The 22,816-nt window shown below is 70.4% G+C and carries 20 protein-coding genes and 1 tRNA gene; 9 read left to right on the forward strand and 12 right to left on the reverse strand.

What is annotated here, in order from left to right:
- The first annotated feature begins 237 nt into the window (after nt 1-237).
- The 5 genes from HS109_07305 (at nt 238) to HS109_07325 (ending at nt 5,141) form a co-directional block, all read left to right on the forward strand.
- Complete coding sequence (locus HS109_07305) at nt 238-1,059, forward strand: helix-turn-helix domain-containing protein (protein MBE7522177.1); 822 nt, start codon at nt 238-240, stop codon at nt 1,057-1,059.
- 116 nt (nt 1,060-1,175) lie between these two features.
- Nucleotides 1,176-1,970 carry a heme-copper oxidase subunit III gene (locus HS109_07310; protein ID MBE7522178.1) on the forward strand — a complete coding sequence of 265 codons (795 nt, stop codon included), beginning with the start codon at nt 1,176-1,178 and terminating at the stop codon, nt 1,968-1,970.
- Between the two features lie 44 nt (nt 1,971-2,014).
- Nucleotides 2,015-2,830 (forward strand): SCO family protein, encoded by an 816-nt coding sequence (locus tag HS109_07315; protein ID MBE7522179.1) that lies wholly within the window; start codon nt 2,015-2,017, stop codon nt 2,828-2,830.
- A gap of 55 nt (nt 2,831-2,885) precedes the next feature.
- The gene (coxB, locus tag HS109_07320) at nt 2,886-3,560 is read left to right on the forward strand and encodes a cytochrome c oxidase subunit II (GenBank protein ID MBE7522180.1); all 675 of its coding nucleotides are present in this window, start codon (nt 2,886-2,888) and stop codon (nt 3,558-3,560) included.
- Nucleotides 3,561-3,563: 3 nt separating this feature from the next.
- Nucleotides 3,564-5,141, forward strand: coding sequence for a cbb3-type cytochrome c oxidase subunit I (locus HS109_07325; GenBank protein ID MBE7522181.1), 1,578 nt, complete (start codon nt 3,564-3,566; stop codon nt 5,139-5,141).
- Between the two features lie 58 nt (nt 5,142-5,199).
- On the opposite strand, the gene HS109_07330 is transcribed toward HS109_07325, so the two are convergent.
- Genes HS109_07330 through HS109_07370 form a run of 9 tightly spaced genes read right to left on the reverse strand, consistent with a single transcriptional unit; the run spans nt 5,200 to nt 15,839 of the window.
- Complete coding sequence (locus tag HS109_07330; protein ID MBE7522182.1) at nt 5,200-6,099, reverse strand: DMT family transporter; 900 nt, start codon at nt 6,097-6,099, stop codon at nt 5,200-5,202.
- A 31-nt stretch (nt 6,100-6,130) separates the two neighbouring features.
- The gene (locus HS109_07335) at nt 6,131-7,255 is read right to left on the reverse strand and encodes an aminomethyl transferase family protein (GenBank protein MBE7522183.1); all 1,125 of its coding nucleotides are present in this window, start codon (nt 7,253-7,255) and stop codon (nt 6,131-6,133) included.
- On the reverse strand, nt 7,252-8,424 hold the full coding sequence (locus tag HS109_07340) for an acyl-CoA/acyl-ACP dehydrogenase (protein MBE7522184.1): 1,173 nt from the start codon (nt 8,422-8,424) through the stop codon (nt 7,252-7,254). Before HS109_07340 ends, HS109_07335 begins: the two co-directional genes overlap by 4 nt.
- Nucleotides 8,425-8,433: 9 nt before the next feature.
- Nucleotides 8,434-10,509, reverse strand: a complete 2,076-nt coding sequence (locus HS109_07345; GenBank protein MBE7522185.1) for an acetate--CoA ligase family protein — start codon at nt 10,507-10,509, stop codon at nt 8,434-8,436.
- Nucleotides 10,510-10,512: 3 nt separating this feature from the next.
- Nucleotides 10,513-11,571: an ABC transporter substrate-binding protein gene (locus HS109_07350; protein MBE7522186.1), complete on the reverse strand. Its 1,059-nt coding sequence runs from the start codon at nt 11,569-11,571 to the stop codon at nt 10,513-10,515.
- A gap of 14 nt (nt 11,572-11,585) precedes the next feature.
- A complete protein-coding gene (locus tag HS109_07355; GenBank protein MBE7522187.1) occupies nt 11,586-12,647 on the reverse strand; it encodes an ABC transporter ATP-binding protein in 1,062 nt (353 codons plus the stop codon).
- Complete coding sequence (locus HS109_07360) at nt 12,644-13,420, reverse strand: ABC transporter permease (GenBank protein ID MBE7522188.1); 777 nt, start codon at nt 13,418-13,420, stop codon at nt 12,644-12,646. The genes HS109_07355 and HS109_07360 overlap by 4 nt, the downstream gene beginning before the upstream one ends.
- On the reverse strand, nt 13,417-14,259 hold the full coding sequence (locus HS109_07365; protein ID MBE7522189.1) for an ABC transporter permease: 843 nt from the start codon (nt 14,257-14,259) through the stop codon (nt 13,417-13,419). Before HS109_07365 ends, HS109_07360 begins: the two co-directional genes overlap by 4 nt.
- Nucleotides 14,256-15,839, reverse strand: a complete 1,584-nt coding sequence (locus HS109_07370; GenBank protein MBE7522190.1) for an NAD(P)/FAD-dependent oxidoreductase — start codon at nt 15,837-15,839, stop codon at nt 14,256-14,258. Before HS109_07370 ends, HS109_07365 begins: the two co-directional genes overlap by 4 nt.
- A gap of 99 nt (nt 15,840-15,938) precedes the next feature.
- On the opposite strand from HS109_07370, the gene HS109_07375 reads away from it, so the two are divergent.
- Genes HS109_07375 through HS109_07385 form a run of 3 tightly spaced genes read left to right on the forward strand, consistent with a single transcriptional unit; the run spans nt 15,939 to nt 18,712 of the window.
- Nucleotides 15,939-16,574, forward strand: a complete 636-nt coding sequence (locus tag HS109_07375; GenBank protein ID MBE7522191.1) for a helix-turn-helix transcriptional regulator — start codon at nt 15,939-15,941, stop codon at nt 16,572-16,574.
- A gap of 9 nt (nt 16,575-16,583) precedes the next feature.
- Nucleotides 16,584-17,876: an FAD-binding oxidoreductase gene (locus tag HS109_07380; GenBank protein MBE7522192.1), complete on the forward strand. Its 1,293-nt coding sequence runs from the start codon at nt 16,584-16,586 to the stop codon at nt 17,874-17,876.
- A 26-nt stretch (nt 17,877-17,902) separates the two neighbouring features.
- Nucleotides 17,903-18,712: an enoyl-CoA hydratase/isomerase family protein gene (locus tag HS109_07385; GenBank protein ID MBE7522193.1), complete on the forward strand. Its 810-nt coding sequence runs from the start codon at nt 17,903-17,905 to the stop codon at nt 18,710-18,712.
- A 249-nt stretch (nt 18,713-18,961) separates the two neighbouring features.
- Here HS109_07385 and HS109_07390 read toward each other — a convergent pair.
- Nucleotides 18,962-19,037, reverse strand: a tRNA-Ala gene (locus HS109_07390).
- A 232-nt stretch (nt 19,038-19,269) separates the two neighbouring features.
- Complete coding sequence (locus HS109_07395; protein MBE7522194.1) at nt 19,270-20,424, reverse strand: alpha-hydroxy-acid oxidizing protein; 1,155 nt, start codon at nt 20,422-20,424, stop codon at nt 19,270-19,272.
- Between the two features lie 67 nt (nt 20,425-20,491).
- Here HS109_07395 and HS109_07400 point away from each other — a divergent pair, with 67 nt between their 5' ends.
- On the forward strand, nt 20,492-20,941 hold the full coding sequence (locus HS109_07400; GenBank protein MBE7522195.1) for a RidA family protein: 450 nt from the start codon (nt 20,492-20,494) through the stop codon (nt 20,939-20,941).
- A gap of 7 nt (nt 20,942-20,948) precedes the next feature.
- Here the strand turns inward: HS109_07400 and HS109_07405 are convergent, their stop codons facing one another.
- The gene (locus tag HS109_07405) at nt 20,949-22,730 is read right to left on the reverse strand and encodes a tetratricopeptide repeat protein (protein ID MBE7522196.1); all 1,782 of its coding nucleotides are present in this window, start codon (nt 22,728-22,730) and stop codon (nt 20,949-20,951) included.
- Nucleotides 22,731-22,816: the final 86 nt, after the last annotated feature.

Consider the following 22,816-nt stretch of genomic DNA (forward strand, 5'->3'; position numbering starts at 1 on the left):
GCCGGAGGTGGTGACTCGGCCGGTTCACACACGGGCGTCTCGCGGGCCGGCGCCGCCCCTCGCCCGGAGTGGCGCGCCCGACCGGATCGCGGGTAGGCTTGCCGCCACGGCGGGTCGGGCCGAGGCCTCGGCCGGCGTGGCAACTGGCGGGGGAGAAGCCCGGTGGGGGATGGACCGCGAGGTTCGGGCAAGGTGCGTGCGCGAAGGTCGCCGGCGCGTCGCCGGACGGGTACTCCCATGCGGGCGCCGGTCCAGGGATGTCGAGACGCCGACGAGAGCCGGCCGAGCTCGCCGGCGGCCGTCACGTCGGTGCCGTCGGCACTGGTCGCCTGCCGCGATTGCACGCTCTTCCGGCTGTGCCTCCCGGTGGGCACCGGCAGTGCGGATCTCGACCTGCTCGATCGGATCATCAAGCGCCCGAGACTCCTGCCCAAAGGCGCGCATCTGTTCCGCCCCGGCGATCGATTCGGATCGGTGCTCGCCGTGCGCGCCGGTTCGGTCGAGACCTACACGATCGAGGCGGACGCGCGCCGCGAGGTCGTCGCGTTTCATCTGCCCGGGGAGCTGCTTGCGCTCGACGCGATCGGCGCCGGCGTGCATCGCTTCGGCGCGCGTACGCTGGAGGCCACGAGTCTGTGCGAGGTCCCGTTCGACCGTCTCGAGGCGATCGGCGCGCGCGTTCCCACGGTCCAGCGGCAGTTGGTCCGGATCATGAGTCAGCAGATCCTGCACGACCAGTCGCTGCGCTCCCGGCTGGCGATCGCCGTCGCCGAGGAGCGGCTCGCGATCTTCCTCATGGATTTCTCGGACCGCATCCGCCGTCGCGGCTATTCCGGCACGCAGATCCCTCTGAGCATGTCCCGGCGCGCCATCGGACGATTTCTCGGGCTCGCCAAGGAGACCGTCTGCCGGCTGTTCGCCCGCCTCGAGCGCGACGGCCTTCTCGAAGTCCGGGGCCGGAGCGTACGCATCCTCGATGCCGATCGCTTGGCCGCGCTCGGCCGCATGCCGGCGCCGGAGGCCGGGCTGCCGCGTGATCCGGGAGGCGTGGAACGGTGATCTGCGTCACCGTTGCGCTTCGCCGCGGCCGACCGACGGTCGTCCACGCCTAGACTCCAGCGAAACTGCGGGCCAGGCGCCGACATCGGCCCCGGGGATCAGACAGGGAGGAGCGCATGTCCGATGTCGCTGCAGGCGGAGGGGGCGCGTTGCACGCGACGCACGGCGTTGCGGCCGCGGGGGGGCTGCACTGGGAGACGAGTCCCTGGCCGTTCATCATGACCGTGGGCATCCTGGCCGTCGGACCGCTCGCGTTCTCCATGCACTTCGTCTACGGCAGGTCGTTGATGGCGATCCTGCTGCTCGGCGTCGGCGTTCCGCTGGTCGTCGCAAGCATCGTCGGCTGGGTTCGCGAGGCGATCGGTGGACCCGGAGAGGGGCTCGCGGTGCCGGCGATGCCCTGGTTCATCCTGGCGGAGGCGCTGATCTTCGTCGGATTCTTCGCCGCGTATTGGTTCATGCGGCTGTCGGCCCCGGTCTGGCCGCCGGCGGGCTCGGTGCCGATGCCACGCGCGATTCCTCTGGTGATGACCGTGCTCCTCATCGCCTCGAGCTTCACCTATCACACCGCCGAGGTCGCGCACGAGCGGCCGGGCCGCGCTGGCTTCACGGGCTGGCTTTCGCTGACGATGCTCCTGGGCGCGGCGTTCGTCGCGCTGTCCGCCTACGAATGGAGCCTGCTGATCGGCGCCGGATTCACGTTCGGGACCAACGCGTTCTCCACGTCGTTCTACGCGATCACCGGTTTCCACGCGGCCCATGTCATCGTCGGCCTGGGGATCTTCGTCGCGATCCTGCTGCCGGCGGTCGCCGGACGCACCAACCGGACGTTCGTCCAGGCCGGCGGCATGTACTGGCATTTCGTCGACATCGTGTGGCTGTTCGTCGTCTCGCAGGTCTACTTCTGGTGATGCGAGGGACACGGGCGGTGGCGCGGGGTCGGAGCGCGCGATTCGTGGCTGCGGTCCTGAGCCTGATCGGTGCCACCGCTGGCGTCGTCGAGGCGCAGTACGGGCGCACGCCCGACTCCCACATCGACCCGGCGGTGCTCTCGATCGACGAGTCCCGCCACCTCGGAACGCCGATCGGCGGCGATCTCCGGCTCGTCGACGAACAGGGACGCACGTTCGTGCTGGGCGAACTCTTCGGCAAGCCGTTGCTGCTGCTCCTCTCGTATTACAGCTGCGACGGGGCCTGTCCGACAGTGAACCGCCGGCTCGCCCAGGCGATCGGCGAAGTCGATCGGTTCCTGCCCGGCGAAGACTTCCGCGTGCTGACGCTCTCGTTCGACCGGCGCGATCGGCCGGATTCGGTTCGCGGCTTCGTGCGCACCGTCGGACTCGAGCGCGAAGCGGCACGCGGGTGGCGCTTCGCGTTGTTCGAGCAGGGCGACGACATACGTCGAATCGCCGAGTCGGTCGGCTACCGATACTTCTGGTCGGTCCGCGACCGGATGTTCCTGCACCCCAACGTGCTGATCGTCCTCTCGCCGGAGGGACGCGTCGTCCGCTATCTGCCCGCCGCCAGCATCGGGAAGCGCGACGTCGAACTCGCCATGATCGAGAGCGACTGGGGCCGTGTCTCCGAGTCCACGCGGGTACTCGACATCCTCTCCGGCGTCTGCTTCAGCTACAGCTACAAGGACGGCCGGTACGTGCTCAACGCCCCGTTGTTCATCGCCGCCGGGTCGCTCACGCTCGGGTTCGCCGCGATCGTCGCGGCGTTCTCGCTGTTCCGCCGTTTTCGCCGCAAGGAGGCCCACGGTGCCTAGTCCAGTCCCTCGACGTCTCCGGCCCGCAGCACGATGGGTGATCCCGGCCCTGGCCATGCCCTCGGTCGCGACCGCGGCGATCAACGACCCGGCGGCGGGGTGGGATCGGTTGTGGCGCGACTACCTGCTCGACGTGGGCGTCATCTTCGCGGTGTTCGCATTGGTCGGCCTCGTCTTCATGCTGCGCTATCGCCGCCGCTCGACCGACGAAGAGGGCGACGGACCGCCGCTGTCGAAGATGGCGGCCGTCGGCTGGGTCGTGATTCCGGTATTCGTGTTCATGGCGGACGACCTGTTTCTGGCCGCGCGCAGCTGGCAGCTCTGGAACTGGTATCGCGAGGTTCCGGCCGACCGGCTGGAGATCAAACTCGAGTCGGCGATGTGGCGCTGGGACTTCACCTACCCCAACGGCGTGCAGGTCACCAACGAGCTTCGCGTGCCCGCCGGCAGGCCGGTCATGCTGCGGATGACGGCCATCGACGTCGTCCATTCGTTCTACCTGCCCGACTTCAGGGTGAAGGAGGACAGCATGCCCGGGCGGGTGACCTATTTGTGGTTCTACCCGCAGAAGACCGGCGAGTACATCGCGACCTGCGCCGAGTACTGCGGCATGATGCACTCGAAGATGTTCGGCAAGGTCGTCGTCGTTCCGCCGGCGGAATTCGCCGCGTGGTACGACGCCGAGGCGAAGAAGGTCGCCGACGCGAAGTCGGCGACGCCGGGAGGCTGAGCGATGGCGTTCTCGTGGAAGGCATGGATCTTCACCACCGACCACAAGCGGGTCGGCGTCCTCTACCTGATCGGCGCACTCGCGGCGTTCACGGTCGCCGGGATCATGGCGATGTTGATGCGCTACGAACTGCACAGTCCGGGTCCGGACCTCACGGCGAACCCGAGCGACTACAACGTCTGGCTGTACTTCCACGGCGCGGCGATGATCCTGGGGTTCCAGATTCCGGCGCTGACCGGTTACCTCGCGAACTACTGCGTGCCGCTGATGATCGGCGCGCGCGACGTCGCGTTCCCGCGCCTCAATGCGCTTTCGGTGTGGCTTTTCTTCGCCGGCATCGTGATGGCGCTGCTGACGTTCGTCGTTCCCGACCCGCCCGACCTCATGTGGACCGGCTATCCGCCCTACTCGCTGAAGACCGCCGGCAACACCGCGTTCTACACGTTCACCGTGCTGCTGATCGGCTTCTCCTCGATTCTCGGCGCCGTCAACTTCCTGACCACCGTCACCTACCTGCGGGCTCCGGGCATGGGCTGGAACCAGCTCAACATGTACGTGTGGTCGATCGTCGCGGCGTTCATCATCCAGCTGATCTTCGTTCCGGTGCTCGGCGTCGCGGTGACGATGCTCGCGTTCGACAAGTATCTGGGAACGCATTTCTTCAATCCGGCGAACGGCGGCGACGTGCTCATCTACCAGAACCTGTTCTGGTTCTACTCGCATCCGGCCGTGTACGTGATCCTGCTGCCGTTCATCGGCATCACGTTCGACATCATCGCCTCGTTCGCGCGCAACCGCGTGTTCAACTACAAGGCCGCCGTGTACGGCGGCATCGGCGGCGTGCTGCTGTTGTCGGGCGAGGTCTGGGTGCATCATCTCTACACGGCCGGCATGCCCGACTGGTTGCGCCTGGGACAGATGGTCACGACGCTCCTCATCTCGGTGCCGGTCGGACTCCTGATGATCAGTCTGCTCGGTACGCTGTACCGGGGCTCCATCAGCTTCCGCACGCCGATGCTCTACGCGCTGGCGGTGAATTTCACGTTCCTGATCGGCGGGCTCACCGGGATTCCGCTGGCGATGGCCTCGCTCGACCTCAACCTCTCCGACACCTATTTCATCCCGGGCCATTTCCATTACGTGATGGCGGTGTCCGGGACCTTCGCGATCTTCGCGTCGATCTACTACCTGTTCCCCAAGATGACCGGGCGCATGTACAACGAAGCGCTGGGCTGGATCGGGTTCCTGTTCACCTTCGCGGGGATCAACCTGGTGTTCTTTCCGATGATGATCGCCGGCCTGTACGGCATGCCGCGGCGCTACTTCGACTTCGAGCAGTTCCCGCAGGTCGCCGGGCTGCAGGCGTTCATGTCGGGGGGCGCGGTCGTGATCCTGATCGGATCGGTGGTCGTGCTCTGGAGCTGGATCGACGGGTTGCTGCGTGGTCCGAAGGCCGGTGACAATCCCTGGGGCTCGCGCTCGCTCGAGTGGACGACGCCTTCGCCGCCGCCGCCGGGCAATTTTCCGACGCCGCCCCGGATCGGACCCGACTGGAGTCCGTACGGATACGGGCGCAAGTAGCGACGGGTCGCCGGCGCGGGGCGCCGGCCGTGCACCGCCCGCGCACCTGCAATCCGCGTCAATCGCCGGGGCGGGAGCTGACGCCCGGTCTTCGGCTCGCGCGCAGCACGTGGACGCCCGAAACGACCAGGAGCGCGAGGCCGCACCACGCGAGCGGGTTCGGCACGTCCCCCCAGACGAGGTAGCCGACGACGACCGCGAACAGCAGTTGCGAGTAGCGGAACGGGCCCACCACCGAGAGGTCGCCGCGCCGCGTGCTGCGCACGATCATCACGTAGGCCCCCGCGAGGCAGATCGCCGCGGCTGCCAGCATCGCGAGATCGCGCGCGCCGATCGGCCGCCAGCCCTCGAACGCCGACAGCACGAGCGCGAGCAGCGTCACCGCGAGCGCCGTCGACAGCGTGATGACGATCGAGGGTACCGCATCGCGCACGCGCCGCGTGATGAGGTCGCGCACCGCGACGATGCAGGTGGACGCGAAGCACACCGCGGCGTAGGGGTTGAGCGCTCCCGCGTCCGGCTGGACGATCATCAGCACGCCGCCGAAGCCGGCGGCCGTCGCGAGCCACACCGCTGCCGGCACCCGCTCGCCGAGGGTGAATGCCGCGAGCAGCGCGATGACGAGCGGCGCGGAGGAGATGATCGACGTCGCGGTGGCGATCGGCAGGTGGAACAGCGACACGAGGAAGAGGAGCGTCGAGACCGCGTCGAGGCCCGCGCGGACGAGCACCCAGCCGCGCCCGATCTCGCGGATGTGCGAGCGCGCTCCGGTCGCCAGCACGACGGTCAGCACCAGCAGCGAGGCCATCGCGCTGCGGATGAAGATGAGCTGCGCGGCCGGAAGGCTCTGACTGACGACCTTGACCAGCGTGTCGTTGACGACGAAGAAGCCCATCGCCGCGACCATCGCCAGGATGCCGGCGCGGTTCGCGCGAGCACGCGTGTCGTGATCGCTCACGGGCGCGACGTTACCACGCGGCCATCGGCCATCAGGTGCGCAGGCGCCGGCCTTCCGGATCGTAGATCGGCCGCAGGTGCATGCGGCCGCGCACCGTGGCGTCGGACCACGCCACGTCCACCTCGCGGCCCGCCGTCGCGTGCGCGCTCGCGACGTACGCGAGCGCGAGCGCCCTGCCCACCGTGTAGCCGCGGTCGGCCGACGTGACGCTTCCGGCCTCCTCGCCGTCGGCGACGATCCGCGCCCCGATCGGCGGCACGGCGTCGAGCGTCGGCAACTCGATCTGCACCAGCCGCCGCGCGGGCCCGGTCATGCGCTGCTCTTCGAGCGCCGCCTTGCCCGCGAAGCACGGCTTGTCGAACTTGACCGTCCACGCGAGGCCGGCCTCGAGCGGCGTGGTCGTCTCGTTCGCGTCGAGCCCGTAGAGCACGTACTTCTTTTCGAGCCGCAGCGTGCGCAGCGCCCCGAGTCCGCAGGGCTCGGCGCCGAGGCTCGCGCCGGCCTCGAACACGCGATCCCAGACGTGCTCGGCGTACTCGACCGGGTAGAAGATCTCGTAGCCGAGTTCACCCGAGTAGCCGGTGCGCGACACGAGGACCTCGGGCACGTCCGCCACCCGCGCGAAGGTGAACGCGTAGTACGGCAGCGCCGGCGTGGACAGGTCGGCGTCGGTCAGCGCCGCGAGCAGCGCGCGCGACTGCGGGCCCTGGATCGACAGGTAGGCGTTGCGGTAGCCGAGGTTGGTGACCACGACCGCGTGACCCGCGCGCGCGGCGTCGAGCGTGGCGAGCACCGCGTCGACGCGCGAGGGCGTGGGAAAGAGCCAGTAGCGGTCCGGCGCGAGGCGAAAGCAGGTGAGGTCGTCGATCATGCCGCCGGCTTCGGCGCACAGCGACGTGTAGAGCGCGCGATGCACCGGCAGCCCCGCCGCGTCGGCGACGACCACCGTCTGCAGGAACGACGCGGCGTCCGTCCCGGCGACCTCGACCGCGACCTGGTAGTAGACGTCGAACACGCCCACGGCCTCGCGGGTCGCGCGGTGCTCGCGCTCGGTCGAGGTGAAGCTCATCGGCGAGGGAAACCCCAGCCGGTCGACGAAGGTCGCGCCCGCCGCGACGAACTTGTGGTGGTAGGGCGAACGCTTGATGAGGTTCATCGATGCCATCCCGTGAAGAGCTGCGGACCGCGCCGTTCGAGCTGTCCGCCGATGATCGCGCGCTGGATCTCGGAAGTGCCTTCCCAGATGCGGTCGACGCGCACGTCGCGGCTCAGGCGCTCGACCGCGTTCTCGCGCATGTAACCGCGACCGCCGAAGATCTGCACCGCCTTGTCGAGCACGCGGCCGGCCATCTCGGAGGCGTGGAGCTTGATCACGCTGGCGTGCGCGTGCGCGACCTTGCGGTCGATCTTCTGGTCGATCTGCCACGCGACCCGGTAGATCATGCTCTTCGCCGCCATGATCTCGACCGACATGTCGGCCAGCATGAACTCGATCGCCTGGTGGCGCCGGATCGGGACGCCGAACTGTACGCGTTTCGACGCCCAGGCGTTGGCGAGCTCGAACGCGCGGATCGACGCGCCGAGACAGTTGGCGGCGATCTGCAGCCGCGCCTCGACGAACCAGTCCTTGGTGAGTTCGAGGCCCTGGCCGACGCCGCCCAGCACGCGGTCCTCACCGACCGCGACCTCGTCGAACACGAGTTCGCGGTGCCCGAACACGTAGGTGTGGGTGAACTTCGGCTCGCGCTTGACGGTGATGCCCGCGGCGTCGCTGTCCACGAGGAAGAGCGTGGGCCGCGCCGGGTCGCCGTCGACGAGCGCGTGCACGATGATGAAGTCGGCGGCGTCCGCGCTGGTGACGAACCACTTCTCGCCGGAGATGAGATAGCCGTCGCCGCGGCGGACGGCGGAAGTGCGGATGAGCCCGGTGTCGGATCCCGCATCCGGTTCGGTCACGGCGACGCACGCGCGCCGCCGGCCGAGGCAGCTCGGCGTCAGGTAGTCGCGGATCTGCGCGGGGGTCCCGTGTCTGAGCGGCACGGCCGGATGCCAGACGACCGCCCACAGCGCGCCGGTCGCCTTGCCGAGTTCCTCGTTGACGAGCGTCTGCTGCAACTGGGTCAAGCCCTGCCCGCCGACCTCGCGCGCGTGGTTGATGGCGTTGAATCCATGCTCGACGACGGCGTCGCGCAATCGGTCCTTCGTCGTCTGCGGCAGCGCGCCGTCGAGTTCCAGCGCGAGTTCGTGCGGGAACAGCACGGTCTCGGCGAACGTCCTGGCGCGCGCCTGCCAGGCGAGGTCTTCGGCGGGGAGCGTGAGATCCATGCGGGCCGGTCAGGAGCGAGGTACGACGAGGGCATCGACGGCGGCGAGGTCGCGGCCGCAGACGAGCGGATTGACGTCGATCTCGGCCACGACGTCGGCGAGGTCGTGGGCGAGCATCGAGAAGCGGCTGACAGCCAGCGCGAGACGGCCGACGTCGACCGCCGGCGCGCCGCGATGCCCGTCGAGCAGGCGCCGGATCGCGAGACCGTCGAGCATCCGGGTGGCGGCGGCGACGCCGAACGGCGCCAGCGCGGCGCGCCGGTCGCGCAAGAGTTCGACCAGCACACCGCCGGCGCCCACGGTCACCACCGGCCCGAACTGCGGGTCGCGGATCATCCCGAGGGCGATCTCGACACCGGGCGGCAGCATCGCCGCGACGATCGCGCGTGGTCCGAGCCGCGCGGCGAGATCGCGCCACGCGCGCCGCAGCGCGTCCTCGCCGGCCAGCGCGAGATGGACGCCGTGCGCCTCGGTCTTGTGCAGCACCCCCTGCATCGCGGTCTTGAGCGCCACCGGATAGCCGATGCGCGCCGCGGCGGCCGCGGCGGCGTCCTCGGCGTCCACGACTTCGTGCGCGGCCACCGGCACGCCGTACGCCGCGAGAATCGCGAGACCCGAGGCTTCGTCCAATCCGCCGGCGGCGATGCGCTCTCGCGCCGCGCGGCGGGTGTCCGCCGTACCCGCGTCGGGGAGCGGATCGGATGGCCGCGCGCGAAAGTCGCGCAACGCGAGCGCGCCGCGAATCGCCGCGAGCGCGTTGGCCGTGCCGTCGAGCACCGGAACGCCGGCCTGCGTGAGCCGCATCGCCACGTCGTCGTGTCGCAGTTGCGTGTAGTTGGTGACGAACGCGACCGGCTTCTCCGTGGTCGCGGCGGCGGCCGCGGCCGCGCGCGCGAAGCCGTCGCTCAGGTAGTAGCGGTCGCGGATGTCGTTGACGAACACGCCGAGCGCGGCGCCCTCGTCGGCGACGAGGTCGCGAAAGCATGCCTCGAACGACGCGCTGAAATCGGCTCCGGTGCCCCAGGCGTCGAGCGGGTTGGTGGCGACGAGTCCCGGGTCGAGCCGCGCCGCGATCGCCTGCCGCGTCGTCTCCGCGAGCGGGGCGAACGTCACGCCCGCCCGATCGGCCAGATCGATGAACATCTCGCACTCGCCGCCGGAGTCATGGATCGACACCAGCGCCCCGGGAGCCGCGCGCCGCCCGGTCGAGAGGAGCAGCAGCGTGCAGGCGAGTTCGTCGAGCGTCTCGACGCGCACGACGCCGTGGCGGTCGAACAGCGCTTCGTAGGCGAGGTCGCTCCCCGCCATCGCGCCGGTGTGGGTGAGCGCGGCGGCGGCGGCCTTCGCCGTTCGCCCGAGCTTCAGCGCGACGACCGGCACGCCGCGCTCCGCCGCCTTCGCGAGCGCGGCCGAGAATCCCGCCGGGTCGCGCGCGGTCTCGAGGAAGAGGCCGATCACCTTGACTTCCGGGCGTTCGAGCGCGTAGTCGATGTAGTCGGCGACGGTGGTCGTCAGCTCCGAGCCCGGCGAGATCGTGAGCGCGAACGCGAGCCGCGGATCGTTGTGCGCGAGCGCGCCGAACACGCTGCCGGAATGCGCGATCAGCGCGATGGCGCCGGGCCGCGGTTCGCGCGGGCTCGGGAAGCCGCAGATCCAGACCCGGTCGAGGTCGTTGTAGAACCCCATGCAGTTGCCGCCGCAGATCGGCAGATTGGCCGCGCGCGCCATCGCCGCGAGCCGTTCGGCGAGCGGCGGCGCGCGATCGCCGGCGAGGTAGCCGGAGGCGAAGATCACCGCCGAACGCGCGCCGACCGCGATCGTTTCGCGCAGCGTGTCCTCGAGGCGGTCGTTGCGCACCGACAGCACCGCGAGGTCGGGCGCGGAGGGCAGGTCGCTCAACGCCGGCACGCAGCGCATGCCTTCGATGGCGTCGTAGCCGGGGTTGACCGCGTGCGCCGTGCCGCGGAACCCGCCGCGCGCGAGCATCCGCACCATGTCGTGCCCGGGCGTGTTCGCCCGCTGGCTGGCCCCGACCAGTGCGATCGAGCGCGGGGCCAGCAGCGGTGCGAGGGCGTGCTGCGGCATCGGTCAGCCGAGCATGAACCGGTTCCACTCGTCTTCGTACTTCGCCGAGTACCGCGCCGCTTCCGACTCGTTGATGATCAGCATCTGGCGCGCGTTCTGCGGCGAGGTGACGAGGATCCTCTGCTGCTCGGGCGTGGCCCGTGCCGCCGCGGACCCGAGCGAGGGGCCGTAGGTCCCCACCTCGAGCAGGCGCAGCTGCGCTTCCTCGGAGACGGCGTAGTTGATCGCCTCCATCGCGATCTTCGCGTGCGGCGAGCCCTTGAGCACCACCCACGCATTGCCCCAGGCGATGCCGTCGGAAAAGGTCATCGTGACCGGCGCGTTCTCCTTCATCACGGCGAGGATGCGTCCGTTCCAGGCCGACGACAGCGCGAGTTCGCCGCTCGAAAGCAGTTGCGGCGGCTGCGCGCCCGCGGTCCACCACACCTTCACGTGCGGCTTGATCTCGCGCAGCTTCTCGAACACGAGCTTGATCTTGTCGTCGGTGACCGGATAGATCCGGTCGCGCGGCGTGCCGGCCGCGAGCAGCGCCGCTTCGTAGTTGTAGTAGAGCTGCTTGTACAGGCCGCGCGGGCCGGGGAACGCCTTGACGTCCCAGAACTCCTTCCACGACGACGGCCCCTTGTTGGCCGGGAACGCCTTGGTGTTCCAGGCCACCACCGTGGCCCCGGTCGAGGTGAAGATCCCGCGGCTCGTGACCCAGCCCGGATCGAGCGCCTTCGCATTGGGGATGAGGCTCATGTCGAGCGTTTCGAGCACGTCCTTGCCCTGGTCGATGAAACGACCGCCGACGTTCACCAGGTCCCACTCCGGCGCGCCCGCCTGGACCATCGCCTTGATCTTCGCGTAGTTGGTCGGCGACGCGAACGCGATGTCGATCTTCTTCAGCTTCGCGAACGGCTCGAGCAACGCCGTCTTCTCGAGATCCGAGAGCGCGCCGCCCCACGAACAGAACGTGAGCGGCCGCCCCTGGGCGCGCGCGACGCCGGCCGGGAGGCCGAGCGTCCCGCTCGCGAGCGACGCGGCACCGAGCGACAGCAGCAACCGTCTTTTCCTCTGCATGGCTTCCTCCTGGCTCAACTTTCGAACGACGCATTCGGCAGGATCGAGACCGCGCCCGCATCCCAGCCGACCTCCACGGTGTCGCCGCCGGCCCACTCGCCGGCGAGTCGACGCGACCACAATTCGTGCCCGCTCGCGAGCGCGAGGCGCACCGCGACGAGTTCCCCCAGGTACACGCGCTCGACGATGCGCGCCGGCAGGCCGCCGGCCTCTGCGCGCACCGCTTCCGGCCGCAGCAGCGCCGACGCCGGACCGCCGATCCGCAGGCCCTCCGCCGCACGGCCCTTGAGCGGTGCGGCGAGGCGCTCGACCGAGAGCGCCGCGCGCCCGCCCGCGAGTGCGGCGACGCTGCCTTCGAGCAGGTTCGACTCGCCGACGAAGCGCGCGATGAACGTGTCGACCGGACGCTCGTAGAGCTCCACGCTCGTGCCGACCTGCACGATGCGCCCGGCGCGCATCACCGCGATCCGGTCGGACATGACGAGCGCCTCCTCCTGGTCGTGCGTCACGTAGATCGTCGTGCGCGGCTTCGCGGCGTGCATGCGGCGGATCTCGAGCTGCACCTCCTTGCGGAGCTGGCGGTCGAGCGCGCCGAGCGGCTCGTCCATCAGCAGGATGTCCGGCTGGATCACGATCGCGCGGGCGAGCGCGACACGCTGCTGCTGGCCGCCGGAGAGTTCCCGGATCGCGCGTCCGCCGTAGCCGTCGAGCCGCGTCATGTGCAGCGCCTCGTCGACGCGCCGCGCGATCTCCGGCTTCGGCAGGCGGCGCACCGTGAGGCCGTAGGCCACGTTCTGCGCCACGCTCATGTGCGGGAACAGCGCGTAGTTCTGGAACACCATTCCCATGTTGCGCCGGCGGGGCGGCAGTCCGGTCACGTCGCGCCCGCCGACGAGGAGGCGTCCGCCGCTCGGGGCGAGGTAGCCGGCGCAGATGTTGAGGAGCGTCGTCTTGCCCGACCCCGAGGGTCCGAGCAGCGTCAGGAACTCGCCGGCCCGGATCTCGAGGTCGGTCGGGTGCAGCGCCTGCACCGCGCCGAACGCCTTGCTGACGCCCGAGAAGCGCACCTCGCTCACGCGCGGCTCCTTCGACCGACGAGTCGGCTCGTCGCCGCCGCGAGGAGCGCGAGCGCGAGCATCACGGTCGCGCCGACCGCCACCACCGGCGTGTACTCGACGCGGATCTCCTCCCAGATGCGCACCGGCAGCGTCTTGACCGTCGGACCGGCGAGGAAGATCGACAGCACCACCTCGTCGAACGAGGTGACGAACGCGAACACCGCGCCGCCGACGACGCCGGGCAGGATGAGCGGCAGCGTCACCGTGCGAAAGACGTGGAAATCGTCCGCGCCGAGGCCCGCCGCGGCCATCGTCAGCCGCCGATCGAGGGAGGAGAGCGACACGCCGACGTTCAGCACGACGAACGGCAGCGCGAGCATCGAGTGCGCGAGGACGAGCCCGGTCACCGTCGACACGAGCCCGGTGGCGCGCGCCATGCTGTAGAGCGCGACCGCGAGCACGATCGCCGGCGTGACCACCGGCCCGAGGAAGAGTCCGGTCAGCAGCGCCTGCGCGCGCGCCGTAGAGCGCGCGATGCCCATCGCCGCCGCGGTGCCGAAGACGACCGAGACGGACGTCGTCAGCAGGGCGACCTGGAGGCTCGTCACCAGCGTCACCCGCCACGAGGCGTCGCGGAAGAACGCGTCCCACCAGCGCAGCGACCACGCCTCGGGCGGCAGGCGGATGAAGCTCTGCGCGCTGAACGCCGCCGGGACGATCGCGATGATCGGCAGCACGACGAACGCCACCACCAGCGCGACGAACCCGTTGAGCGCGAGCCGGCCGCTCATCGGTGGACCCGGGCGAGGTTGCTGACACGGATGAACCGGCTCGCCACCGCGACGATCGCGAGCGCGGCGACGAGCAGCACCACCGACGCGGCGGCGGCGAGCGGCCAGTCGAGACGGTCGCTCACGAAGCTGTCGATCAGCATCGACAGCGTCATGCTCGACGCGCCGCCCAGGAGCGCCGGGGTGACGAAGAAGCCGAGCGACAGCAGGAACGTGAACGTCGCGGCGGTCGCGACGCCGCGCGACGACAGCGGCAGCAGCACGCGCAGGAAGGTCGTGACCGCCGACGCGCCGAGACCCTCGCTCGCCCGCAGCAGCGAGGGGTCGACGCGCGCGAGCGCCGCGTAGATCGGCAGCACCGAGTAGGGCAGCAGCACGTGCACCATGCCGATCAGCACGCCGGTCTGGTTGAACAGCAGCGAGAGCGGCGCGTCGATGAGCCCGCTTCCGACCAGGAGCCGGTTGACCGGGCCGTTGCGCTCGAGGACCAGCATCCACGAGAAGGTGCGCACCAGCACGCTGATCCACAGCGGCAGGAGCACGCAGGCGAACACGAGGGTCCGCCAGCCGCCCTGAAGGCGGGTGAGCGCGAAGGCGATCGGAAAGGCGATCAGGAGCGCGATCAACGTGACCGTGAAGGCGATCACGAGCGTGTTGGCGAACACCTGCCGGTAGATGTCGTCGCCGAGGACGTGCGCGTAGGCGTCGAGCGGCCCCGCCGGCGCCGAGAAGCTCAGTCCGACGAGTCGCACGAGCGGCACGATGAACGCGAGCAGGCCGACCAGCGCGGCGGGCAGAAGCAGCGCGACGGTCCCGAGCCTGCCGCCGGTGGGCGTCATCGCACGCGGTCCTTCAGGATCTCGCGCGCCGCGTTGTGGCCGGCCACGCCGCCCACCCCGCCGCCCGGATGCGCCGACGAGCCGCACTGGTAGAGACCGCGGATCGGGCTCCGGTAGTCGGCGTAGTGCGGCGCCGGGCGCGCGAAGAACAACTGGTCGACCTGCAGTTCGCCGTGGAAGATGTGGCCGTGCGGCGAGCCGATGATCGCCTCGATGTCGGGCGGGGTCAGCACCTGCATGCCGATGATGCCGTCCGAGAATCCCGGCGCGTGTTCATCGACGATGCGCAGCACGTTCTTCGCGAACGCCTCCTTGCGCGAGGGCCAGTCGCCGTCGCGCAGCGTGTGGGGCGCGTGCCCGCCGAAGAGATGCACGACGTGCTTGCCCGGCGGGCTCACCGTGTCGTCGACGTAGCTCGGCGTGACCACGGTGACGAACGGATCGCGCGACCAGTCGCCCGCCCGGGCGTCCTGGTAGGCCTGCTCCAGGTAGTCGATCGTCGGGCCGATGTGGGTGTAGGTCGGGTAGGCGAAGCCGCAGGCCGCGGGGTCGAACGACGTGAACGAGGGCAGGCGCTCGCAGGCGATGTTGAGCTTGAACGCGGTCGAGTAGGTGCGATAGGTCTCGATGTCGCGCACGAACTCGGCGGGGAGCGCGGTGCGCGGCAGGAACTTCAGGAACGTGAGCTTCGCCGACACGTTGCTCGCGACGATCGGCGCGTGGAGGCGGCTGCCGTCGGAGAGCGTCACGCCGGTGACCTTGCCGTCGGCGGTGTCGATGCCGATGACCTCCGCGTCGGTCCGGATCTCGAGCCCCTTCGTGCGGCCGTAGGACGCGATCGCCTGCGTGATCGTGCCCATGCCGCCGCGGATGAAGCCCCAGCCGCCCGCGCCCGCGTGCTCGCCCATCAGGTGGTGCGAGACGACGTAGGCCGAGCCCGGGCTTCGCGGCCCGACGAAGGTGCCGATGCCGCAGTAGTAGGCGAGCACCGCCTTGACGACCGGGCTCTCGAACCACTCCGACAGGTAGTCGTCGGCGCTCATCGTGAACAGATCGATGAGCCGGAAGAGCTTGCCGCGCACGCGCCGGTACTTCCACAGGAACGACGCGGTTTGCCTGAACGCCTTCCAGTCGCGGCACGAGGGGTCGGGCGGCGTGTCCAGCAGGACCTTGCGCAGGATCACCACCGATTCCATCAGGTAGCGGTCGAACGCCGGATAGACGGCCGCGTCCTTCGCCGAGAAGCGCGCGAAGCTCTTCTGCGTCTTCTCGACCGAGTCGCTGAACACGATGTGGTCGCCGCCGGGCAGCGGACCGAACATGTCGGTCGCCGGCAGGACCTCGAAGCCGTGGTTGCGGAGGTCGAAGTCCGCGATCACCTTCGGGTGCAGCAGGCTCATCAGGTAGCTGAACACGCTGAACCTGAAGCCGGGAACGATCTCTTCGCTCACCGCGGCGCCGCCGATCACGTGGCGGCGTTCGAGCACGACGGTGCGGAGCCCCGCGCGCGCGAGATAGCTGCCGCACACCAGTCCGTTGTGGCCGCCACCGAGGACGATGGCGTCGTAGCGGTCGGACATACCCACGCTCCCCCGGTTGCACGCCGAAGCCAGCGCAAACTATACTGGGGCCGGTTTTTCGTCAATATAAATTCCAGCCACTTTTTTTAACTGGACAAAATGTCGACCGTTGCCGCGCCGCACCATGCGCCACGCCCCCGCGCGAAGGCCTCGCGCCGCCCCGCGCCGGCCGCCCCCGACCCGGTCCGCCACCTCGGCCGCGAGATCCGGGGCCTGCGCAAGGCGCGCGGCTACACGCTGGCGGTGCTGGCCGGCAAGACCGAGCTGTCGGTCGGCTACCTGAGCCTGCTCGAGCGCGACCTCGCGACGCCGTCGATCAACGCGCTGCACGCGATCAGCCGCGCGCTCGGCGTGACGATCAGCTGGTTCTTCGATGCGGGTGAAATCCCCCCGGGGGAGCGCGACTACGTGGTCCGGCGCAACCGCCGGCGCAGGCTGGACTTCTCCGCGGGGATCGTCGACGAACTGCTGAGTCCCACGCTCGAAGGCCAGCTCGAACTCCTGGCGAGCCGGTTTCCGCCCGGCGCGTCGTCCGGCGCGGCGCCGTACGCGCACAACGGCGAGGAGGCCGGCGTCGTGATCCGCGGCAAGCTCGAACTGTGGGTCGACGGCAAGGTGTTCCTGCTCGAAGCCGGCGACAGCTTCGGCTTCCCGAGCACGCTCGAGCACCGCTACCGCAATCCCGACGCCGAGGAAGCGGAAGTGATCTGGGCGATCACGCCGCCGAGCTACTGATCGCACGCCATGGCGTCCCTGCGCGAGGCGCGCGAGGCGAACGTCTGGGAGGAGACCGCGGTCGCCGCGCCCGCGGTCCCGGGGCTCGACGGCGAGGTTCGCGCGGACGTGCTCATCGTCGGCGCGGGCTACCTCGGGCTGTCGGCGGCGCTGCACCTCGCGCAGGCCGGTGTCGACACCGTCGTGCTCGACGCCCACGAGCCGGGCTTCGGCGCGTCCGGCCGCAACGGCGGTCAGGTCATCCCGGGCCTCAAGCACGATCCCGCCGAACTCGAGGCGATGTTCGGCCCGGAGCGGGGCGAGCGCCTCTGGCGCTTCGCCGGCGCGACCGCCGACGTGGTCTTCGACCTGGTCGCGCGCCACGGGCTGCGCTGCGGCGCGCGCCGCGTCCCATGGATCCAGGGCATCCATTCGGAGCCTGCCGCACTGCGCGCGCGGCGACGCGTCGACGACTGGCAGCGGTGCGGTGCGAGGGTCGAGTATCTCGACCGTGCGCGGACCGCGGCGATCGCCGGCACCGATCTCTACCTCGGCGCGTTCGTCGACCACCGCGCGGGCGCGCTGCAGCCGCTCTCCTACGCGCGCGAACTCGCGCGTGTCGCGCTCGCCGCCGGGGCGAAGCTGTACCGCGGCGCGCGGGTGATCGAACTCGCGCGCGACGGCGGGAGCTGGCGCGCGGCCACCGCCTCGGGCGCGCGCGTGCGCGCGACGACCGCGATCGTCGCCACCAACGCGTACTCCGACGGCCTCGTGCCCGGGCTCGCGCGCTCGATCGTCTCGCTCAACTCGCTGCAGATCGCGACCGCGCCGCTTCCGGCCGCGCTGCGCGCGAGGTTCCTGCCGAACGGCGAGACGCTCGCCGACACCCGGCGCGTGATCCGCTACTGGCGGCTCGACGACGACGGGCGGCTGCTGATGGGCGGACGCGGGCCCTACCGCGACACGCGCGATGCGAGCGACTGGGAGCACCTCGCCGCCCACGTCCGGCGCCACTTCCCCGCGCTGGCGGACCTGCCGATCACCCACCGCTGGGGCGGACGCGTCGCGGTGCACGTCGACTACCTGCCGCGGCTGCATCGGCCGCGCCCCGACCTGCTCGCGGCGATCGGCTGCCAGGGCCGCGGCGTCGCGTGGCAGACCGCGATGGGCGGCGAACTCGCGAAGCTCGCGCTCGATCCGGACTACGACGCCGTGCTTCCGGTCACGCCGGTGCGGCCGATTCCGTTCCACCCGCTGAAGGCAGCGGGCGTCGCCTCGGCGATCGCGCTGTGGCGCGCGCTCGACCGCCTCGGCGTGTCCTGACGATCATTGGCGTGGAGCCGCAGACCATGAGCTACGACACGATCGAGGTGGAGATCGCGGAACGCATCGCCGTCCTCACGTTCAACCGTCCGAAGGTGCTGAACGCGTTCGACGTCGTGCTGGTGCGGGAGACCCGGGCCGCGCTCGACGAACTCTGCGCGAACGACGCGGTGTCGGCGATCGTGGTCCGCGGCGCGGGCCGCGCGTTCTCGGCCGGCTTCGACCTCAAGGCGGGCGCGGCCACCGCGGGCCAGCGCGGGCTCGCGCAGTGGCGCGAGGTGCTCGAGGCCGACTTCGACTTCATCATGGCGTTCTGGCACGCGCCGAAGCCGACGATCGCCGCGGTGCACGGCTACTGCATCGGCGGCGCGTTCGAACTCGCGCTCGCCTGCGACGTGACGGTCGCCGCGCAGTCGACGAAGTTCGGCTCGCCCGAAGTGAAGTTCGGATCGGGGGCGGTCGCGCTGCTGCTGCCGTGGGTCGCGGGACCCAAGGCCGCCAAGGAACTGCTCCTGACCGGCGACGACCGGATCACGGCGGAGCGCGCGCTCGCGCTCGGGATCGTCAACCAGGTCGTGCCCGACGGCGAGGAGTTCGAGCGCGCGCGCGCGCTCGCGCGGTCGATGGCCGCGGCGGCGCCGGAAGCCGTGCGCCTGTCCAAGCTCGCGATCAACCGCAGCTACGACGCCATGGGCCTGCGCGAGGCGCTCGCTTCCGCGCTCGAACTCGACATCTACATCGAGGCGGCCGGCGGCGCGGAGCGCGCCGAGTTCGACCGCATCCGGCGCGAGGAGGGCTTGAACGCGGCGCTCGCGTGGCGCGACCGGAAGCGCTAGGAGCGCGGGCGGGTCAATGGGGTCAGACTCGATTGAACCCGGTCCGGGCACCCATACATTCGCGGAGCCGCAACTGCATCGGTTCCGAAGCGGCGACGCTCGCCTTCATTCGAGCCGGACCCCTCTGACCGCCGATCTGCCGATGGGACATGCGCGGAGCGGGGCTGTCCCCTCAGGCAGCCCCCCAGATTGGTGGCCGCTTTCGCGAAGAAGCCCGCAGGATGCGGGCTCCGAGGCGCAGAATTGGGTTGGTGGAGACGAGGAGGATCGAACTCCCGACCTTCGCATTGCGAACGCGACGCTCTCCCAGCTGAGCTACGTCCCCACGTGAGCCCTCCATTATAGCGGTGATGGGGAGCGCCGGCAAACGGCGCGGAACCGCCCGGGGGCATCGGAGCGCGGTTCGGCTCGGCGGTTCGAATCGTTGGTCCGGGCATCTCGCGCCGGCCGGCCCGCCGGTCGATTCGCGCAACCGCCGCAGCGGGAGTTCCGGGTCCCGCGTTCGGGGCGGGCTCGACCGCCACGCCTTGCGCTTTGGCGTGTCCGCCTGGGGGCGATCAGCGTGATGGGGCGGTCCCCGGCAGGATGACGTCCGGCCCGACGTCGGAGAGCCGCGTCTTGCCGCAGAACGCCATCGTGAGGTCGAGTTCGTTGCGGATCAACTCGAGCGCCTTGGTCACGCCGGCCTCGCCCATCGCGCCGAGCGCGTAAACGATCGCGCGCCCGAGGTACACGCCGCGCGCGCCGAGCGCCCAGGCCTTGAACACGTCCTGTCCCGAGCGGACGCCGCCGTCCATGTGCACCTCGATCTTCGAGCCGACCGCGTCGACGACCGCGGGCAGCGCGCGGATCGACGATTCCGCGCCGTCGAGCTGGCGCCCGCCGTGGTTGCTGACGATGAGCGCATCCGCACCGGTGTCGACCGCGATGCGCGCGTCCTCGACGTCCTGGATGCCCTTCAGGATCAGCTTGCCGCCCCAGCGGCGCTTGATCCACTCGACGTCGCTCCAGTTCAAACGCGGGTCGAACTGGCGCGCGGTCCACTCGGAGAGCGAGCTCATGTCGTTCACGCCCTCGACGTGGCCGACGATGTTGCGGAACGCGCGGCGCTTCGTGCCGGCCATCTGCATGCACCAGCCGAGCTTGGTCGCGAGATTCGCGAGGTTGCGCAACGTCGGCTTGGGCGGGATCGACAGACCGTTCTTGAGATCCTTGTGGCGCTGCCCGAGGATCTGCAGGTCGAGCGTCAGCACCAGCGCGCCGCAGCCGGCGGCCTTCGCGCGGTCGATGAGCCGCTCGGTGAAGCCGCGGTCGCGCATCACGTAGAGCTGGAACCAGAACGGCGAGCCCACCTCCTGCGCGACGTCCTCGATCGAGCAGATGCTCATCGTCGAGAGCGTGAACGGGATGCCGAACTTCTGCGCCGCGCGCGCGGCGAGGATCTCGCCGTCCGCGTGCTGCATGCCGGTCGAGCCCACCGGCGCGATCGCGACCGGCATCGCGACATCGACGCCGATCATCTTCGCGGCGACCGAGCGCTTGTCGATGTCGACCGCGACGCGCTGCCGCAGCCGGATCGGACGGAAGTCCGACTCGTTCGCGAAGTAGGTGCTCTCGGTCCACGAGCCGGTGTCGGCGTAGTCGTAGAACATGCGCGGCACGCGCTTTTTGGCGAGGACGCGCAGGTCCTCGATGCAGGTGATGACGGCCATCGTGACTCCCTCCCGAAGTGCGCATTATGCCCCTGCTAGACTCGGCGTTCCGACCCGGAGCCCCGCCATGACCAAGCACGCCGTCCAGAGCCCCGACGCCCCCGCCGCCATCGGCCCCTATTCGCAGGCTATCCGCAGCGGCCACACGCTGTGGATGTCCGGCCAGATCCCGCTCGACCCCACGACGATGCAGATCGTCGAGGGCGGAATCGAGGCGCAGGCGAAGCGCGTGTTCGACAACATGCGCGCGGTGCTCGCGGCCTCGGGCGGTGCTCTCGACGACATCGTGAAGCTCTCGATCCTCCTCACCGACTTGGGCGACTTCGCGAAGGTCAACGAGATCATGGGCGCGTGCTTCCGGGAGCCGTATCCGGCACGCTCGACCTACCAGGTCGCGGCGCTGCCGCGCGGCGCGCGCATCGAGGTCGAGGCGATCGCGGTGCTGGAGCCCGCGGGCGCATCGACATCGGCGGACGCCGGCTGGCGCGGGACCTTCGACCAGACGAAGGGGCAGTAGCCCGGGGCTACGGGCGGTCCGGAACCGGACTGATCCGGGCCGCGCGCGCGGCCCACATCGGCGAGCGCTGCCTCAGCCGCTCGTAGTCCGGGTCCCCTGCCAGCCAGTCGAGCGCGCGGTCCATCGACACGAACGGCAGCCCCAGGTCGCGGCGGTCGAGCGCCTCGGCGATCAGACGCAGCGTGGTCTCGCGGTCGCGGCGAATCGCCGCGGGCATCGCGCGATGCGCCGGCGAGAGCCATGGAGATTGCTTGGCGCACTCGCGTTCGCACGCCAGCGCGCGATCGTGCTCGCCGCGCGCGGCGTGAATGCAGGCCTGCCAGACGACGAGGCGCGGCTGGCCGGGCGCCTGCGCGAGCGCCTCGCCGATCATCGCCTGCGCGTCGTCGAGACGTCCGGCGGCGAGGGCGTTCATGCCCCGCCCGGCGACGGTCCAAAGGCTCGTGTCCCCCGACGCGCGGCACAGCAGCCACGCCTCGTCCGCATCCTCGTATCGGCGTTGGAGGTACAGGCACGCCGCGCGGGCGATGTGCACTGACGACGACAGCGGATCATGCGCGCGCGCGAGGTTCAACTGGACGAGCGACTCGTCGAACCGGCCGGCGTAGGTCAGCAGTTCCGCGTAGTTGAGGCGCGTCGACGTGTCGCTCGGCAACGAGCGCAACGCCCGTTCGAAGAGATCCCGTGCGGCGTCGAAATCGCCGTCGGCCTTGGCGACGAAGATCGCCCGGGTGCGAAGCGCGACCACGTGCTCCGGATCGAGCGCGAGCGCGCGCGTCGCCGCCTCGATCGCGCGCGCCGCGAGCGGTTCCGGATCCCGGTCGCAGAACGAGAGCCGGCTGTAGAGCGCGGCGGCGAGCGCCGCCCAGGCGTCGGCCGACCGCGGATGCGACGACGCCGTCGTCTCGGCGAGCGCGAGCGCCTCGTCGGTGGCGGGCACGGAGCGCTGCATGAGCATCATCCGCGACCTCAAAAGCGCGGTGCGTGCGGCATCGGGCAGCGCGTCCGCCTGCGCCGCGGCGGGGAGCGCACGCGCACCCCCGGGCAGGGTGTCGAGCACGCGCAGCGCAACCGAGTCGAGCATCCGATCGACGAGACGGTAACGGTCGCCGTCGTTCGCCACGGCGGTCTCGACCCAGCGCACCGCCCCGTCGGACGCGAGCAGTCGCGCCGACAGGCGCAGCGCGTTCTGCGGCTCGCGCGCGAGCGTCGAGTCGAGGAGCCACGGCACGCCGAGTCCCGATCCCAGCGCGCGCGGGTCGTCGGTGGTCGCCTGAGCCCGATCGACCGAGGCACGCGCGACGACGCGCGGCAGTCCGGCATGGGCCAGCCGGTCGGCGAGCTGTTCGGCGAAGCCGTGAGCGATCGGATCGAACGCGTCCTCGCCGGTCAGGTTGCGCGTGCGAAGGACGGCGAGTCCCGCCGGAGCCGCCGACGCACCCGGCAGCGGCACGAACTCAGGAGCGTAGCCTCCGCGCGGCAGCACGATGCGAAGCTTGGGTGGCGCATCGTAGTGCGCATAGTGCGCTTCGAGCCGGTCGCGCAGGCGCCGCACGCTGACGCGGACGATCGGGTCGGTGCGCGGATCGTAGGTCGCGGGATCGCGCCGGAAGACCTCCAGTGCGATCGAAGTCTCACGCAATGCCGTTTCGTCGCCCGCCACCCGCCGCTCGACCAGGTAGCGCAGCAGGCGCGCATGGCTGGGCGCGCGCCGCATCGACTCGCTGTCCATCAGCCGTCCGAGTTCTTCCCGGACGAGATCGGGCGGTGCTGTCGCCGAGGCGGCCATGGGGCACTGTAGCCGACAGGAACCAAGGGGGCGTCGGCCATGTTACCTGTTGTTACGTTCCGCCGGGACAGGCGTTCGGTAGCGTG

Source organism: Burkholderiales bacterium, assembly GCA_015075645.1.
Classification (GTDB): domain Bacteria; phylum Pseudomonadota; class Gammaproteobacteria; order Burkholderiales; family Casimicrobiaceae; genus VBCG01.

What these genes read in the sequence shown, in the direction of transcription:
- HS109_07305 (MBE7522177.1), top strand. Translation starts at nt 238, where the DNA reads ATGCGGGCGCCGGTCCAGGGATGTCGAGACGCCGACGAGAGCCGGCCG.
- HS109_07310 (MBE7522178.1), top strand. Translation starts at nt 1,176, where the DNA reads ATGTCCGATGTCGCTGCAGGCGGAGGGGGCGCGTTGCACGCGACGCAC.
- coxB (MBE7522180.1), top strand. Translation starts at nt 2,886, where the DNA reads ATGCCCTCGGTCGCGACCGCGGCGATCAACGACCCGGCGGCGGGGTGG.
- HS109_07325 (MBE7522181.1), top strand. Translation starts at nt 3,564, where the DNA reads ATGGCGTTCTCGTGGAAGGCATGGATCTTCACCACCGACCACAAGCGG.
- HS109_07335 (MBE7522183.1), bottom strand. Translation starts at nt 7,255, where the DNA reads ATGAACCTCATCAAGCGTTCGCCCTACCACCACAAGTTCGTCGCGGCG.
- HS109_07340 (MBE7522184.1), bottom strand. Translation starts at nt 8,424, where the DNA reads ATGGATCTCACGCTCCCCGCCGAAGACCTCGCCTGGCAGGCGCGCGCC.
- HS109_07345 (MBE7522185.1), bottom strand. Translation starts at nt 10,509, where the DNA reads ATGCCGCAGCACGCCCTCGCACCGCTGCTGGCCCCGCGCTCGATCGCA.
- HS109_07350 (MBE7522186.1), bottom strand. Translation starts at nt 11,571, where the DNA reads ATGCAGAGGAAAAGACGGTTGCTGCTGTCGCTCGGTGCCGCGTCGCTC.
- HS109_07360 (MBE7522188.1), bottom strand. Translation starts at nt 13,420, where the DNA reads ATGAGCGGCCGGCTCGCGCTCAACGGGTTCGTCGCGCTGGTGGTGGCG.
- HS109_07365 (MBE7522189.1), bottom strand. Translation starts at nt 14,259, where the DNA reads ATGACGCCCACCGGCGGCAGGCTCGGGACCGTCGCGCTGCTTCTGCCC.
- HS109_07370 (MBE7522190.1), bottom strand. Translation starts at nt 15,839, where the DNA reads ATGTCCGACCGCTACGACGCCATCGTCCTCGGTGGCGGCCACAACGGA.
- HS109_07375 (MBE7522191.1), top strand. Translation starts at nt 15,939, where the DNA reads ATGTCGACCGTTGCCGCGCCGCACCATGCGCCACGCCCCCGCGCGAAG.
- HS109_07380 (MBE7522192.1), top strand. Translation starts at nt 16,584, where the DNA reads ATGGCGTCCCTGCGCGAGGCGCGCGAGGCGAACGTCTGGGAGGAGACC.
- HS109_07385 (MBE7522193.1), top strand. Translation starts at nt 17,903, where the DNA reads ATGAGCTACGACACGATCGAGGTGGAGATCGCGGAACGCATCGCCGTC.
- HS109_07395 (MBE7522194.1), bottom strand. Translation starts at nt 20,424, where the DNA reads ATGGCCGTCATCACCTGCATCGAGGACCTGCGCGTCCTCGCCAAAAAG.
- HS109_07400 (MBE7522195.1), top strand. Translation starts at nt 20,492, where the DNA reads ATGACCAAGCACGCCGTCCAGAGCCCCGACGCCCCCGCCGCCATCGGC.
- HS109_07405 (MBE7522196.1), bottom strand. Translation starts at nt 22,730, where the DNA reads ATGGCCGCCTCGGCGACAGCACCGCCCGATCTCGTCCGGGAAGAACTC.